The 15,754-nt window shown below is 44.5% G+C and carries 18 protein-coding genes; 11 read left to right on the forward strand and 7 right to left on the reverse strand.

The genetic code is table 11. The features are described 5' to 3' along the window. Positions 1–2: 2 nt before the first annotated feature. From traJ to KTR07_RS03925, 10 genes are all read left to right on the forward strand, one after another. Positions 3–1,079 carry a conjugative transposon protein TraJ gene (gene traJ / locus KTR07_RS03880; RefSeq protein ID WP_117981174.1) on the forward strand — a complete coding sequence of 359 codons (1,077 nt, stop codon included), beginning with the start codon at positions 3–5 and terminating at the stop codon, positions 1,077–1,079. Positions 1,080–1,098: 19 nt separating this feature from the next. Then, complete coding sequence (gene traK, locus KTR07_RS03885) at positions 1,099–1,722, forward strand: conjugative transposon protein TraK (protein ID WP_117981175.1); 624 nt, start codon at positions 1,099–1,101, stop codon at positions 1,720–1,722. Beyond that, positions 1,719–2,051, forward strand: a complete 333-nt coding sequence (locus tag KTR07_RS03890) for a TraL conjugative transposon family protein (RefSeq protein WP_117981176.1) — start codon at positions 1,719–1,721, stop codon at positions 2,049–2,051. The genes traK and KTR07_RS03890 overlap by 4 nt, the downstream gene beginning before the upstream one ends. After that, positions 2,002–3,360 carry a conjugative transposon protein TraM gene (gene traM, locus KTR07_RS03895; protein WP_117981177.1) on the forward strand — a complete coding sequence of 453 codons (1,359 nt, stop codon included), beginning with the start codon at positions 2,002–2,004 and terminating at the stop codon, positions 3,358–3,360. Before KTR07_RS03890 ends, traM begins: the two co-directional genes overlap by 50 nt. A 131-nt stretch (positions 3,361–3,491) precedes the next feature. Next, positions 3,492–4,412, forward strand: a complete 921-nt coding sequence (traN, locus tag KTR07_RS03900) for a conjugative transposon protein TraN (RefSeq protein ID WP_117981178.1) — start codon at positions 3,492–3,494, stop codon at positions 4,410–4,412. A gap of 1 nt (position 4,413) precedes the next feature. Beyond that, complete coding sequence (locus tag KTR07_RS03905) at positions 4,414–4,998, forward strand: conjugal transfer protein TraO (protein WP_117981179.1); 585 nt, start codon at positions 4,414–4,416, stop codon at positions 4,996–4,998. Between the two features lie 2 nt (positions 4,999–5,000). Further along, positions 5,001–5,855, forward strand: coding sequence for a toprim domain-containing protein (locus KTR07_RS03910; protein WP_117981198.1), 855 nt, complete (start codon positions 5,001–5,003; stop codon positions 5,853–5,855). A 20-nt stretch (positions 5,856–5,875) separates the two neighbouring features. Continuing rightward, positions 5,876–6,334: a DUF3872 domain-containing protein gene (locus KTR07_RS03915; RefSeq protein WP_117981180.1), complete on the forward strand. Its 459-nt coding sequence runs from the start codon at positions 5,876–5,878 to the stop codon at positions 6,332–6,334. Continuing rightward, positions 6,318–6,827, forward strand: a complete 510-nt coding sequence (locus KTR07_RS03920; RefSeq protein WP_117981181.1) for a lysozyme — start codon at positions 6,318–6,320, stop codon at positions 6,825–6,827. Before KTR07_RS03915 ends, KTR07_RS03920 begins: the two co-directional genes overlap by 17 nt. 113 nt (positions 6,828–6,940) lie before the next feature. After that, positions 6,941–10,555, forward strand: coding sequence for a hypothetical protein (locus tag KTR07_RS03925; protein ID WP_181981926.1), 3,615 nt, complete (start codon positions 6,941–6,943; stop codon positions 10,553–10,555). A 146-nt stretch (positions 10,556–10,701) separates the two neighbouring features. Here KTR07_RS03925 and KTR07_RS03930 read toward each other — a convergent pair whose 3' ends face one another. The 7 genes from KTR07_RS03930 to KTR07_RS03960 form a co-directional block, all read right to left on the reverse strand. After that, positions 10,702–10,947 (reverse strand): hypothetical protein, encoded by a 246-nt coding sequence (locus KTR07_RS03930; protein WP_117981182.1) that lies wholly within the window; start codon positions 10,945–10,947, stop codon positions 10,702–10,704. Then, positions 10,937–11,191, reverse strand: coding sequence for a hypothetical protein (locus KTR07_RS03935; protein WP_117981183.1), 255 nt, complete (start codon positions 11,189–11,191; stop codon positions 10,937–10,939). Before KTR07_RS03935 ends, KTR07_RS03930 begins: the two co-directional genes overlap by 11 nt. Positions 11,192–11,218: 27 nt before the next feature. After that, positions 11,219–12,493 (reverse strand): PcfJ domain-containing protein, encoded by a 1,275-nt coding sequence (locus tag KTR07_RS03940; RefSeq protein ID WP_117981184.1) that lies wholly within the window; start codon positions 12,491–12,493, stop codon positions 11,219–11,221. 16 nt (positions 12,494–12,509) lie between these two features. After that, positions 12,510–13,040, reverse strand: a complete 531-nt coding sequence (locus KTR07_RS03945; protein ID WP_117981185.1) for an antirestriction protein ArdA — start codon at positions 13,038–13,040, stop codon at positions 12,510–12,512. Positions 13,041–13,109: 69 nt separating this feature from the next. Then, complete coding sequence (locus KTR07_RS03950) at positions 13,110–13,472, reverse strand: PcfK-like family protein (protein WP_117981186.1); 363 nt, start codon at positions 13,470–13,472, stop codon at positions 13,110–13,112. Positions 13,473–13,484: 12 nt separating this feature from the next. Then, positions 13,485–13,703 carry a hypothetical protein gene (locus KTR07_RS03955; RefSeq protein ID WP_117981187.1) on the reverse strand — a complete coding sequence of 73 codons (219 nt, stop codon included), beginning with the start codon at positions 13,701–13,703 and terminating at the stop codon, positions 13,485–13,487. A 13-nt stretch (positions 13,704–13,716) separates the two neighbouring features. After that, positions 13,717–13,926 carry a hypothetical protein gene (locus KTR07_RS03960; RefSeq protein ID WP_068906461.1) on the reverse strand — a complete coding sequence of 70 codons (210 nt, stop codon included), beginning with the start codon at positions 13,924–13,926 and terminating at the stop codon, positions 13,717–13,719. A 694-nt stretch (positions 13,927–14,620) separates the two neighbouring features. Here KTR07_RS03960 and KTR07_RS03965 point away from each other — a divergent pair. Beyond that, the gene (locus tag KTR07_RS03965; protein ID WP_008764572.1) at positions 14,621–15,709 is read left to right on the forward strand and encodes an SMP-30/gluconolactonase/LRE family protein; all 1,089 of its coding nucleotides are present in this window, start codon (positions 14,621–14,623) and stop codon (positions 15,707–15,709) included. Positions 15,710–15,754 lie beyond the last annotated feature (45 nt).

The raw sequence follows: 15,754 nt of genomic DNA on the forward strand, positions 1-15,754 counted from the left end.
TCATGGGAGCGGAATTTGACAACCTGCACCAAGTCCTCCGTACCCTTTATACGGAGATGATGCCGATGTGCGGCGACATGATTGGCGTTGCCAAGGGCATTGCAGGCTTGGGTGCACTCTTCTATGTGGCACTCAGGGTATGGCAAACGCTTGCCCGTGCCGAACCCATCGACGTCTATCCTTTGCTCCGTCCCTTTGCCCTTGGTCTCTGCATCCTCTTCTTTCCGATGGTGCTGGAGACCATCAACGGGGTGCTTAGTCCCATCGTGCAGGGTACGCACAAGATGCTCGAAAAGCAGACCTTCAGCATGGACGAATACCGCAAGTTACGGGACAAACTGGAATACGAGGCGATGGTGAAGAATCCCGAAACAGCCTATCTGGTCAGCAATGAGGAGTTCGACAAGAAGCTGGATGAACTCGGCATCGCTCCCTCGGACATGGCAACAATGGCGGGGATGTACGTGGAACGCAGTATGTACAACCTGAAGAAATGGTTCCGCAATATGGTGCGGGAACTGTTGGAACTGCTCTTTGCCGCTGCCGCCCTGCTCATCGACACGCTTCGGACATTCTTCCTGATAGTCCTCTCCATCTTGGGACCGATAGCCTTCGCCATCTCCGTGTGGGACGGTTTCCAAAGCACCCTTACGCAGTGGTTCACGAGGTATATCTCCATCTATCTGTGGTTGCCCGTGGCGGACTTGTTCAGTTCGATGCTGGCAAAGATTCAGGAACTGATGCTCAAGCATGACATCACACAGTTGCAGAACGACCCTGCCTATACGATAGACGCCTCGAACGGAGTGTACCTCGTCTTTATGATTATCGGCATCATCGGCTACTTCACCATTCCCACGGTTGCGGGCTGGGTGATACAGGCAGGTGGAGCGGGGAACTTCGGCAAGAACGTGAACTACGCGGCAGGAAAGGGTGCCGGTATTACGGGAGCCGTTGCCGGAGCCGCAGGCGGTTTCGCCGGAGGACACGGAAAACAGATGCTGCATAGTGCCGGACAAAAAGCCAAAGATGTGGCAGGAAGGCTTTTCCGCAGGAAAGGCGACAATCCTTCCGAATAATAAATTAGAACGAAACACTATGGAATTTAAGTCATTAAAGAATATCGAAACAAGTTTCAGGCAGATACGCCTCTTTACTTTGATCGTCGTCTGCCTGTGTGCCGCCCTCGCGGGCTATTCGGTATGGAGTGCCTACTCCTTCGCCGAAGCCCAGAGGCAGAAAATCTATGTGCTGGATGGCGGTAAGTCACTGATGCTCGCCCTTTCGCAGGATCTGTCGCAGAACAGACCTGCAGAAGCCAAGGAGCATGTGCGCCGCTTCCACGAACTGTTCTTTACCCTTTCGCCCGATAAGAGTGCCATCGAGGGGAATATCTCCCGTGCGCTGCTCTTGGCGGACAAGAGTGCCTACAACTACTATCGGGATTTCTCCGAGAAAGGGTACTACAACCGTATCGTTGCGGGAAATATCAATCAGGTCGTGCAGGTGGACAGCGTACTCTGTGACTTCGACCGCTATCCCTATGCGGTACGGACGTATGCCCGGCAGATGATTATCCGTGCTACCAACGTGACCGAGCGCAGTCTCGTGACCGTATGCCGTCTGCTCAATACGAGCCGCAGCGACGACAACCCGAACGGATTCAACATCGAGGGATTCGAGATTGTGGAAAACAAGGACATCAGTACCCGTAAGCGATGAAAAAGAAAAGTCTGTTCCAAATGATGCGGGAGGGTATGGAGTCTCACCTCCGCCGCCTGTGCGGACGCATCCCCGCTCATCTGAGGCTGTATGTCGTCCTGACGATGCTTCTCTTTTTCGCTTTCCTTGCCAACTATGTTTTCTTCAACGGTTTGTATCATATCTTTTCCGACGGAGACTCCGAAGAGGAAACGTTGCCGGCAATCGAGCATATTGAAGCCCCTGAAGTAAGGCGGCTCTATCCCAACGACAGTATCAACCTATTAAAGTATTACGATTATGTTCCCATTCAAAAGAAAGACAGCCTCCGATACGAGCACCTCGCCTGAGCTGACGGAGGAAGAGAGACAAAGGCGAAAGAAGTTTGTCATTTATCCTCTGATGTTCCTGCTTTTTGCAGGCTCCATGTGGCTCATCTTCGCTCCATCGGAGAAAGAAGAAGAGAAACAGGCAAAGGGCTTCAACACGGAAGTGCCCGACCCGATGGCAACCGAACTGATCGGCGACAAGAAGAAAGCCTACGAGAAGGAGATGATGGAACAGAAGGAACAGGAACGAAGTCAGGCGATGCAAAGCCTCAGTTCCATGTTCGGGGAGATGACAGGAGGACAACCGGTACAGAGTTCCGAAGAGTTGGCTTTGAAGACGGATTTGTCGGAAAGAGACAACGGCTTCGGCTCTCGCACCACTGCTCCGCAAGAGGGATTCCACGCTTCGGCTTCCGCTTACCAAGACATCAACCGCACGCTTGGCAGTTTCTATGAAGCACCGAGGGAAGACCCTGAAAAGGAAGAACTGCGTGCCCGATTGGCAGAGTTGGAAGCCCGCATGAGTAGCGAGCAGCAGACACCAATGGCAACCATCAATGACCAAATGGCTCTGCTTGAAAAGTCCTATCAACTGGCGGCAAAGTATATGCCATCAGGCGGAGGACAGCCATCTTCCAATATGATATCGGCATCGGACGGGGAGATGGCTTCTGAAAGGAAAGCGGTCGAAACCACCCGAAACGGGAAGGCGGTAGCCTTTCCCGTTGCCCCTGTGAGCGAGCAAGTGGTGTCGGCTCTGGCACAGCCGATGAGCGACTCGACTTTCTGCTCCGAATATGTCAAGGAGAGGAACTACATGTTCCATACCGCCATCGGAACAACCCCGCTGACGGAGAAGAATACCATTTCCGCCTGTGTGCACACCCGGCAGACGGTTACGGACGGGCAAACGATACGTTTTCGTCTCTTGGAACCGATGCAGGTATCCAGCAAGGAAATCCCTCGGAACACCTCGGTGGTCGGCGTGGCGAATATACAGGGCGAACGCTTGAACGTGCTCATTACCTCGCTGGAATATCTCGGGAATATCATCCCCGTGGAATTGGCGGTGTACGACACGGACGGACAGGCGGGGATATTCATTCCCGGTTCGATGGAACGCAGTGCCGCCAAGGAGATTGCCGCGGGTATGGGGACGTCCGTGGGCAGCAGCGTGAACATCTCTACCGATGCAGGGGCACAGCTTGCCGCCGATTTGGGTAAGGGGCTGATACAGGGTACGAGCCAATATTTTGCGAAGAAGATGCGAACCGTCAAGGTGCATCTGAAGGCAGGCTATAAGGTGCTGCTCTATCAATCCAAGGAGTAATTAGAAGAAAGGCAAAAACGATTCCTTGCTAACGACCGAAACGTTTCCTTAGGAAGTCCTCTTGCCGTTCCTTAGGAACGATTAAACAGATAATTCACAGTTATTATTCACCACTTTAATCCAAAGTAAAAATGAAAAGAACAGTTTTATCCATCGCCCTGATGCTGGGTGCATTCTGTGCCAACGCACAGGAAACGACTTCAACGGGAGACCTCTATGAGGGGCTGACCCGCAAGATTGCCTTTGAGCGGATGATACCGCCTCACGGCTTGGAAATCACCTACGACAAGACGGTGCACATCATCTTCCCCTCTGCCGTACGCTATGTGGATTTGGGTTCACCCAACCTTATTGCGGGGAAAGCGGACGGAGCGGAGAACGTCATCCGTGTGAAAGCGACGGTCAAAGACTTCCGTGAGGAGACGAACATGAGTGTCATCACCGAAGACGGGGCATTTTACACCTTCAATGTCAAGTATGCAAACGAGCCATTGCTTCTGAATGTGGAAATGGCGGATTTTATCCACGACGAGGCGAGCGTAAACCGCCCGAACAACGCTATAGAGGTCTATCTCAAGGAACTTGGCAGCGAGAGTCCGATGCTGGTAAGGCTCATCATGAAGTCCATCCACAAGGAGGACAAGCGGACGGTGAAGCACATCGGCAGCAAGTCCTTCGGTATTCAGTACCTGCTCAAAGGGTTGTACTCGCATAACGGACTGCTGTACTTCCATACGGAACTGCGTAACAAGTCCAACGTGCCGTTCGACATCGACTTCATCACGTTCAAAATCGTGGACAAGAAGGTCGCCAAGCAGACCGCCATGCAGGAACAAGTGCTGCTTCCGCTGCGTGCCTACAACTATGTTACCTGCGTGGCGGGGCAGAAGAGCAAACGCACGGTATTCACTCTGCAAAAGTTCACCATCCCCGATGACAAGCAGCTCATTGTGGAGATGCACGAGAAGAACGGCGGAAGACACCAGTCTTTCGTTGTGGAGAACGAAGACCTTGTGCGTGCGAGGGAAATCAACGAACTCAAAGTGAAGTAATATGAGAAAGCTCGCATTTTTCCTGTTTGTCGTGATGCTTGCCCTCTTTGCAGGGCAGGCGCACGCCCAACGCTGTCTGCCCAAGATGAAAGGCATACGCCTGACCACCGGTATGGCGGATGGTTTTTATTCTCCCTCTTCCAAGAATGAGACAGGATACTCATTCGGGGCTGCGCTTGCCACCTACACGAAAGGAGGATGCCAATGGGTGCTTGGGGCGGAGTATCTCCGCAGATACCACCCTTATCGGGAGAGCCGTATCCCTACGGAACAGTTCACGGGCGAGGGAGGTTTCTTCTTTGGCGTGCTTTCGGACGGGAGCAAGACCTTCTTCCTCTCTGCCGGTATCTCAGCCTTGGCTGGATACGAGACGGTCAATGGTGGAAAGAAACTGCTGTTCGATGGCTCTATGCTACACAATAAGGACCGCTTCCTTTATGGCGGTGCCGTTACCCTTCAGGCGGAGACCTATCTGTCGAACAGGTTGGTGTTGCTGCTTTATGGCAGGGAGCGTTGCCTATGGGGAAGCTCCACGGGGCGTTTTCATACGCAATACGGTGTCGGACTGAAAATAATGATTGACTGATGATGGAGGTAGAGAAGATGAGAGAAATTCCCATTGCGGACTTCCTGAACGCAATGGGAATTCATCCGACCAAACAGAAAGGAAACGCTTTGTGGTATTCCGCTCCGTACCGCACGGAGCGGACACCTTCTTTCAAGGTCGATACCGCCAAGAATGTTTGGTTCGATTTCGGGATGGGCAAAGGCGGCGACATCTTCGACTTGGCAGGAGAGTTTATCGGAAGTGAGGATTTCCTCCTGCGGGCGGCATTCATCGCGCGGAACGGATCTTGTCCGCTTCCCGTTATGGAGCAATCGCCAAGAGAAAAAGAACGAGAACCCTCCTTTGAGGATATTGAGGGGCGTCCCTTATTGAATGGCAGACTGCTGGACTACTTGAAAGAACGGGGTATCGATTCTCACGTTGCTATTCCCAACTGCGAAGAGGTGAGGTATCGTGTGAATGGCAAACGGTATTATGCCATCGGCTTCCGTAATATGGGAGGAGGGCTGGAGTTGCGCAACCGCATCTTCAAGGGCTGCATACCGCCCAAAGACATTTCACTGAAGCGTAACGGCTCTGACGTGTGTGCCGTATTCGAGGGCTTTATGGACTACCTCTCGGCGATGCAACTTGGCATCATCGCTTCGGATTGGCTTGTTCTTAATTCCGTTTCCAACGTAGAGAAGGCAGTAAGAGCCTTGCACGGCTATGAAAGGATAGAATGCTATCTCGACAATGACGATGCGGGGCGAAGGACTTTTCAAAGGTTGCACGACTGCTTCGGGGAAAAGGTCATCGACTGTTCCTCCCTGTATGCCGACCACAAGGATTTGAATGAGTTTCTGCTCTCCAAGAAAGCAGAAAACAATGTATAACAACAAAACGATAACGAACAATGAAGAAGAAAATATTGAATACGATTTGGGTAATGGGAGTGTTTGCCCTTGTGGGGTTTTGCCTATCTGCTTGTAATCACGAGTTGGATATTCAGCAGGCGTATCCGTTCACGGTAGAGACAATGCCGGTACAGAAGCACATTGTCAAGGGGCAGACGGCGGAGATACGCTGCACGCTCAAACGACAGGGACGGTTTGAAGACGCACGCTATACCATCCGTTATTTCCAACCCGATGGCAGGGGGAGATTGAGGATGGATAACGGCACAAACTTCAAGCCCAATGACCGCTATCCGCTCACAAAAGAGGAGTTCAGGCTATACTACACCTCCGCTTCCACCGACCAACAGACGATAGACGTGTATGTGGAGGACAATTTCGGACAGACGGCAAAACTCTCGTTTGAGTTCAACAGCCAAAAGGACGAGGAAAAGAAGAAGAATGAGGATAGGAAGTAAACTTGTCGTCTTGTACCTTGTCTGCCTTTCCTGCTTACGGCTTTCCGCTCAGGACGGCAGGAATGCCCTGCTCTCGTTGCCACCTTTTGAGCGTGCCGTTGTCTGCATCAAACATTTTGAGGGCTTACATACTTGGAAAGATTACCCATATGTAGGCTATGGACACAGACTTCTGCCCGGAGAGCGGTTCACGGCGGCGATGACGGAACGGCAGGCGGACTCCCTGCTTCGGACAGACCTGATGAAGCGTCTGATGATGTTCAAGGACTATGGGAAGGATGCCTTGCTTCTTGCCGTCTTATCCTATAATGTCGGAGTGGGCAGATTGCTGGGATACGGCAAATATGCTAAGAGCCAATTGCTGCGGAAGATAGAGTCGGGCGACAGGAATTTCTATCGTGAATTTATATCTTTCTGCCGATACAAGGGCAAAGTCCTCAGAGGGCTTGTCAAACGACGAAAAGTGGAGTTTGACCTGTTTTATGTACCCTGATTATCAAACACGCCTCTTGCGACAATTTTATGCTCCGCAAGGGGCGTTTTCTTGCTGTTTTATTCGTCCTTCTCACTATGAATGAGTATCTTTGTAGATAAAATATCGTTATTATGGCATTTCAAAAGATTTTGGATGAACTTATGTGTTTCTTACGGAATTTTATTTTCAGCAAGGACAAACTTCCTCATAAGGACAATGATCAAAGCGTTCTTACTCCGACGACTATTGATTTTAAAGAGAAGGCGTATAAAACAGTTGAGGATATCGCCATTCGCCTTGACAAGATGGATGCCAAAAATATAGCAGTAACAGGACCTTATGGCTCTGGAAAAAGTTCTGTTATCTTAACTCTAAGAAAAGATTATCCGCAATATAAATATCTTCATTTATCCTTAGCAACCTTAAAGGCTTATCAACAAGAAAGAGAGAATTTAGATGTCGATAAAGATAATGACAAGAATAACGAAAAACTTAACCGTTTAATAGAATATAGTATTTTACAGCAACTGATATATCGGGAAAAACAAAGTCTTATCCCGAATTCACGCATAAAACGCATTTTTCATATAGATAAATGGACACTGAGAAAAATCACTTTGGCGATTATTCTTTTTTTTATGGCTTTTATTATTGTCTTTGAGCCACATGTTTTTTATGTTGAATGGATTTGTAATTTACTAAGCGGTAAATGGTTAAATATTATCGGAGATTCAATTGCCATCGTGTACATGGTATGTGCTTTATTCCTTCTTATATCATACTTTATCCAAGCTCTTGGAAATAGTAAGTTAAATGTATTGAATTTGAAGAATGGAGAAATAAAACTATCAGAAGCATCTATTTTTAATGAACATTTAGATGAAATATTGTACTTCTTTCAAGTTACAGATTATAATGTAGTTATAATAGAGGATTTGGATAGATTTGAGACATCTGACATATTCTTGAAACTTCGTGAGCTGAATTTGCTATTAAATGAATCTAAAGTTGTTGAACGAAAAGGTAAAAGACCTATTGTTTTTATTTATGCAATCAAAGATGATATGTTTTTAGATTCCGAGCGGTCTAAATTTTTTGATTATATCACTACTGTCATTCCCACCATTAACCTCTCTAACTCGAAGGATAAATTAAAAGGAGAATTGGAAGCAAAGGGATATAAAGACATTGCAGATGTAGATTTAAAAGAAATGGGATTCTTTATTAATGATATGCGCTTGCTTAAGAATATTGCAAATGAATATCAACAATATAGAGAAAGGCTCTCGAAAGATTTACTGCCTCAAAATTTACTTGCAATGATTATTTTCAAGAATTACTATCCTCGTACATTTGCTGAATTGCATCGTTGTGAAGGCAAAGTATATAAGTGTTTGCAATTAAAGCCTATTTTTGTAGAACTTATAAATGAAGAAATAAGACAAAAAATAGACAAAGCAAAAGAGTTTAATGAACTTATATTGCAAAATCGTCATTTGTCAGAAAGAGAACTACGACAACTATATGTTGATGAATATCGGAACCGACTAAATCTGGGGGCGACAAAAGTAGAAATTAATAGCAATTTATACGATTTTCAAAGAATAAGTGAGGAAGAATCTCTTTTTGAAACTCTCATATCTAATTCTAATATAGAATATCGATATACTGATTACTATAATAATGATAGTTCAGCATCTATAAGTATTTCTTTTTCGGATATTGAAAAGAGGATATGTAAAACTCCGTACCATCAAAGGTTAAAAGCAATGCAAATTAATTTTGAAGAATTGTCAAAAAATATATCTGAATTAGAAATGGAACTTTCTGAATTAAACTCTTTGAAATGTTCTGAACTCATGCAGAAAGTTAATCTTCAAGAATGCAATGAGTATAAGGATTTAAAATTAGAACCAATGGTAGAACTTTTCTTGTTGAGGGGCTATATTGATGAGAATTTCTATGACTACATTTCATATTTTTATGGGAATATGATTTCCCAAAATGACTGGAATTTCGTTTTAGGAGTTAAGTTGAATAGAAAGATTTCTTTTGACGCACACCTTGATAATGTTGAGAATTGCATTGCAGAGATTCCCGATTATGCATATAAAACGAAAGCTATATTAAACATATGGGTTCTACACTATTTAAGCAACTCGGAAAAATGCGAGCAGAGAATGCGCCAAGTTGTCAAGACCACAATAAAAAATAAGGCTTGGGATTTTTTTGCGCAATATTATAATACTTTCAAAGAAGATGCCGATGTTGTATTCTCATATTTATTTTCACAGAAGACTAATTTCTGGGAAGCTTTTATTAACTATACTGATGAATCTCGGTCAATTTTACTTGAAATTTGGATAAAGTATGCTGAAATTGATAAATCTACTGCGAACAGCAAGAAATGGTTTGCTGCAAACTATCCTTACTTCTTATCTTTGTTACCAAAGGTTGGAATAGAACATCTTCAGAATCTCGTAAATGCACATAAATATCAATTTGTCGAGTTAAATAAAGAATCAGAAGAACTTCTTGATACTATTGTTAAAACCAATTCGTATGAATTCAACCAGAAAAATATTTTGCTCATAGCAAACTATCTTTCAAAGAAAGAGATGCCAGCCCCCTCTTTAAATCTTACATTGGTATACGAAACAAACAATGACACATTTATTAAAAATGCAATCAATCATATTACAGTTTGTCTTAAGAACATATTTTCAGAACCAGCTTCAAAAGAAGAATCTCCAGAGTCTATTATTGAGCTGATTGAAAATGAATCAATAGACGAGGAAACAAAGAAGTCTTATTTGAAAAATCAATCAAATTCTATAAGTCTGAGCGAAATAGAAGATGAAAAGAACAAGGAGTTTGCTGTCAAACAATTTCTTATTGCTCCAACTTGGAATGAAATCTATGAATATTATTTATTAAAAGGTAACAGCGTTACAGAGGAATTAATTCGATTCATAGAAAACTCCATAGGCGATTTAATTAAGTCTCCTTTCGCATCTAAAGAGATAGAAAAAGACTTACTTCATTGTCTTATTGCCACTGACTCTCTTCCAATAAATGTATTTAGAGAAATCTTACCAGTATTCAAAAGGTGGAGATTTGGAGGAACGGATTTATCTAAATTACCCCATGACAAAATGGAGTTATTATTGCGAAATTCAATGCTTAAATACAATGAATTTAATACAAAGCAGCTATTGCCTTTTGGAGATAAAATTTTTGTACAATATTTGTTAAACCAAAAGTCTGAATATCTAAAGACCCCATCGGATATTAGTTACTCAAAGGAATTAGTATCAATATTATTTAGTTCAACAGGTCTAACAATAAAAGAGAAAAGCTTGCTGATTCCATGTGTACAAGAAAATCATCTTGAGGATAATCAAGATTTAGCAGAACAGATTGTCATAGTATTACAACAAGAAGGTGTAGATTTGGATTATGCTGTGTTATGTGAAATATTGGCTAACTCTAAACAGATTGAAGAAAAAATCCAAGTTATAAATCAGACAATCCTTAAAAAGGATGATGTAACGGAAGAAGAGATAGATACTTTCCTCAAAACCCTTCCCGAACCTTATTGTGTGATAGCTAAAAGAGGGAAGAACCCAGCGATACCGAAGAACGATTATTCAATGCAATTAGTTGAAATCCTTGATAAGAAAAATTATATATCATCTTTTGTACCAGAAAAAGATATGATACGTATCTATACTAAGAAAACATAATACACCATTGGTTTTTTGTTACTTTTGAGCCGTCTCAACTTACTGTCAAAAGTAACGAGGTGTTTTTCATTGGGGTTTCTTTGCTCCTTTCTTTATCCGCTTAGGCTCATGAAAGAAAGGAGCGGTCGGCAAATCTGCCGACCGCATTACTTAGTCTGTTCTTCTTGAACGGTTATCTGTCCCGTCCTTACTTCGGGCTGGGTGGAGAAAGCCCAATTGATTTCCTCATCGGGAAGGGTGCTGTGAACGTTTCCACCCATCACCGTTCCGCAATCCTGAATGACCTTTTGTCGTGCTTCTGCTCTGCTCTCGGCAACCACCTCAAAAACTCCCTCGAAAATGTATCGTGTCCGTACTCTGTAAACTCTCTTCTTCGTATTCTCAAAATTCAACCTTTAATAATCTGTATTCCATCGGCTCACCATTCGATAATCTGCGGTGGGTAAGCCAAAAATGATGTGTGCCGTAACCATAGACAAAGAACTTGTCAAGTTCCGTTTCTTCGGCTATCCGCTTGACGGCGACCCTTAGTTCCTCTTCATTGGTGGATAGAGTAATGGCATTGATTACCCTTATAAGGATATGAGGTATCTCGTCCGCCCAATTGCATACGATGCTTTCTATTTCTACTTTCATTGCTGTGATAGTTTTATGGTTTGTACTTTATGCTGTTTGTCTCATTCGCTGACGGATTAGCCGTTTATTAGCATTTACGAGGTTTACAATTTGGTCGTGGTATTCCGTGTTTTGATTGCACACGCCACGACTTTGTACCACTTTGAGCGTGTCCAAATTGACCTCAATCGTTTCTATCCGTCTGCCCTCAATGGTTGCCGAAAGGATAAGCGAGTTTTCTTTGAGATGGTAGGCATTGTCGAATACGCAATGGTGCATTGCCATTCCCTCCTCCAAATGTTCCTGCACGCTCTCCAAAACGTGGACTTGTATTGTGCCGTCCGTAAAACGGATACCGAAGAACTTGGATTTGAGTTCGTGGAAACGCTCCTCATCCTCCATTGCCTTTTTGCGTTTCTTCTCCTTTTCTTCCTTTTTCCTTTGTCTGCGGAGTTCGTTTTGTCTTAGGTCGTGTTCCCTATGCAGGTCGGTGGGGCAAACATACTTCGGGCTGTGTATGTCCTTGCCCAACCTTCGGAGCATATCCACATAATCGCACCATATCGAAATGTCCTTTATGTCATATCCGTTGCGAGTGGCTACTTTATAAGACTGCCAACAAGCGTCAAATGTCCGTGAATTATCAAGAAAGTATTTCAGATGCTCGGTTCTTCCTGCTTTCAGCAAGGTTTCTGCACGACTGTCGAACAATAGGGCAGGAATGAGAACGGTTGGTGCGATGTCGTGAAAATCGTCCCTAAAACCATTTCTGCGGAGTGCTTCCGTTGCCTTGAACTTCGGATATATCGGAGAGTATGATATATGGCGATAGGCTTCGTTGTCGTTTCTCACTGCCATAGGCGAGCAATAGGAAAAGGTGTCAATATATTTGCCCAATACTCTCTGAACGGCAACAATCGTCTTTCGCCCTTGTGCATTCCACCAATACTGACTGATTTCAATAGTATAGGGGACTGCCTTGCAACCTTTCTCCATTTCCACAGAAAGAAGAAACATTCTTAGTACTTGGTATGCTCCATAAGTGGTTAGAATGGTAAAATACTGCTTCTGCCTTATCTTGCGTTCAAAGGTTTCCCTGACCTGCAACCTTGCCCTGCAATGAGGGCAGGTACAAGTGTCCTTCGGCTTTTCCATTGTCCAACTATGCCCACAATCCATACACGTTGTGCGACCTTTGGGCAGGCGATAGGCGAAATGGTCTATGCACGCACGAAATGCCCACTTGCTCTGCGTCTTGGTTATTGGTCGTAAGTTCTTGCTCTCTGCAAGTACTGCTTTCTCAAACTTGTTTCTCGGTTTCATAATCTTTCCTCCTTAATCAGTTGTTACGAAATACATAGCCGTCCTTATACCAAAAGTCCGTGTCGAAAAGGTTATCGGCATATTTGGAGAAGTCGAAGTAACTCAATGCAAAATCGGATAATTCATTCTCCATTTTCGCAAGTTCCTCCGCAAAATCTTCCTTGCTTGCATAATTTCCGATGTAGTCGGATTGGAAAGATTTTACAAGGCTGTAAGCGTCTTGTGTGAGATGGGCGTTGTTGCCGTCCGCCCACACCCAAAAGGCTTCTTTCTCCGTGTCGTTCAGTCTGTCCAACTCGTCCCGAAGTTCAAAGAAATTTTCCTCCAAATGGCTCTCGTCTATCAGACCATCGGGGATTTCCTCCCACGCTTGGAACATGTATTCGGGTTCTTCCTCATCCTCGTGTATCTCGGCACAACGCTCCATAAAGCCGTCCAAATCGTAAAAGTCCGCAAGTTCCACCCATTCGCCCTGCAATGAGCCGTTGTTGTACTTGGCATAAGTGCCTACATAAATCCGTGCTTCATTCAAATCCATTGCTTCCATATCCTTTTCTGTTTAGGGTTAAAACTCGAATAATGAGGGTTGGGGGTGGTGTTCCTCCTGCTTTTCCGCTTAGGGTTTCTTGGCGGTCAGTTTGCGGTATTCCTCCGCTTGGTATCGCTCGACAGCCTTTTTCCGTGCTTCTGCTTTTTCCTCCTCTGTAAGTTCGATAGTATGGTTTACCACGACTTGGCAGTTGATGGACTTGCCCACCTCGATGTTATCCTCATCGTAGTAGTGGACGGCAAGGGAATATACCTCCTCATCGGACAGACCTGCACATCCCATTCTTTGGACTTCCGTCAAGATGTAGGTAATGCACTCATCTATGTTCTTGTTCTCCTTGCGGAAACTCTCTGCAAAGAGTTCATCGTATGATGCTCTCGTTTCCAAATAGTTTTGGATAACGTCCTTGAAATGTTCTGTACCTTTCATTGTCTTATATAGTTAGATGATTGCTAAAATGATTTCTTGGATATGAATGGATTCGACCTCTGAAAAGAGATAGGAGAAAAATTCCTTTCTGTCCTTTCGTTTGAGTTCCTTGAATAATTCCCCAAAAGCGGAGATATTTCCGTTGAGGTAAACCGATACCATATACTCGAAGATATTGTCCACCTCATAGTATCTGCATTGCTGTGCGATAGTTTTGCTTCTTCTTTTCATATATCTGTCTGTTTTAAGAAATGAGTAACCAAAGTATTGCCCCGATAATGAGGGCATAAGTCAGAATGTAAACTGCGATAGCCAAAGCGATGGTAAGGAGTAGTCGAATGAGGAATTTTACTGCACATATCCCTGCCAGCCAAAGCCAGACGCTTCCGCCACAAAGGAGAGAGCCTGCGAGTGCAAGCACCATCCAAATTGCTATTTTGTATCTCAGTTTCATCTTGTCTGATTTTTTGATTTTATGCGGATTCCAGAGGTGAGGGAGTTGAGTTTCCATTTTTCATTTTCTCTGTCCTCGTGTTTCCGACATTTTTTTTTGCGTCTTTCCGTCGGATCGGTTGTTCGTTGTCAGCGGCAAAGGTAGTTCCGGGCTTTCACGGACAAAAAAGGTCGGAACTACCTTTGCCGCTGACAACGAACAACCGATCCCGATGCGAATACATAGGGTAGAATGTGGAGAGGAACACCGCAGAGGACAGAGCGAAAAGATGAAAGGCAGTCTTCACAAGTAAGACTGCTACAATAATGAGTAATAAGACGAAAAAAATAAACTCAGCTATCTGAATAAAGAGCCGTCAGAAAAGAAAAACGGAGAAAGTTTCGTCTTTCTCCGTAGATAATATTACCTTTGCAATAGGTTATTCGAGTTATGCAAAGCGTTGTATATCATTGCAGAAGATAGGTCGCTAAATCATTACCTACTGCATTTCATAACTCATAAGGCTGTTCATAGCCAATTACTTAGACCTAAATGATAGATTTTTAATGAAAAAAGGGGCGTTTTTGCGTCATAATGAACAAATTTTGTCCTTTATTGATTTGTCGTTTTCCTTCTTTGCTGAGATTTTCCAGTAAGTTTGCGTACCGAACTAACGGACTCAAATTATAAACATAAACATTTGTATCAGCTAACCATGAAAAAGTATTATTTACTATCTCTGATTTCTGCTTCTTTGATTGGAGCAACTTGTATTCAATGTACTTCTCCCAAACAAAAGAGTGGAGAGAATACTCTTCCGCAAAAGAGTGAACTGTTTGTATCATTGCCGGACTATTGTCCGACACCGGATGGCATGGCCATTGCTCCCAATGGAGATTTGATTCTGGCATGTCCCAATTTTGCAGATATCACACAGCCTGCTTGCCTGATGCGTATTACTAAGGATGGAGCCGTTTCAAAATGGCTGGATGTGCCTGTATTGGAAGAAACCGGATGGGCTTCTCCGATGGGACTTGCCTTCAATGAAGAGGGCGACCTGTTTATCAGTGACAATCAGGGCTGGAGCGGTGCAGAGAAAGCAAAGAACAAAGGACGTGTACTTCGTCTGAAGTTTGAAAATGACCAGTTGAAGGAAACTATTACAGTAGCATCCGGCATGGAGCATCCCAATGGTATCCGTATCCGTAACGGAAAATTATATGTGACTCAAAGCTCTTTGTCACAGATCAAAGACCCTTCCGGTCTGCTTGTCAGCGGTGTATATTGCTTTGATATGAACGACCGTGACATTGCAGTAACCAATACTTCGGCAGATCAGAATCTGTTGACTACGGTAATCACCAAGAACCCGGAAGTACAATACGGACTGGATGGAATCGTGTTTAACGAAGCGGGCGACCTTTTTGTAGGTAACTTCGGTGATGGCGCAATCCATCGTATCAAGATGGACGCGGAAGGAAAAGTTGTCAGCAACGATGTCTGGGCACAGGATACGACTCAGCTTCGTACCACAGACGGTATGTGCATCGATGATAAAGGAAATATTTGGGTAGCAGATTTCTCTGCAAATGCCGTTGCCCGTGTAGATAAGGACGGAAAGATTCAGCGTATCGCCCAAAGCCCCGATTGTGATGGAAGCGATGGCGGACTGGACCAACCGGGCGAACCCATCGTATGGAACGGTCAGGTGATCGTATCCTGTTTCGACCTGGTGACCGGACCGGACAAGGTAAATACCAAGCACGACAAGCCTTTCACACTAGCTAAACTGTCACTGGAATAAGCCTTGATTACCAATCTGAAAACACATTATCAACCCAAGAACACA

The sequence above is a fragment of the Bacteroides sp. MSK.20.82 genome (assembly GCF_019052485.1).
GTDB lineage: Bacteria > Bacteroidota > Bacteroidia > Bacteroidales > Bacteroidaceae > Bacteroides > Bacteroides thetaiotaomicron.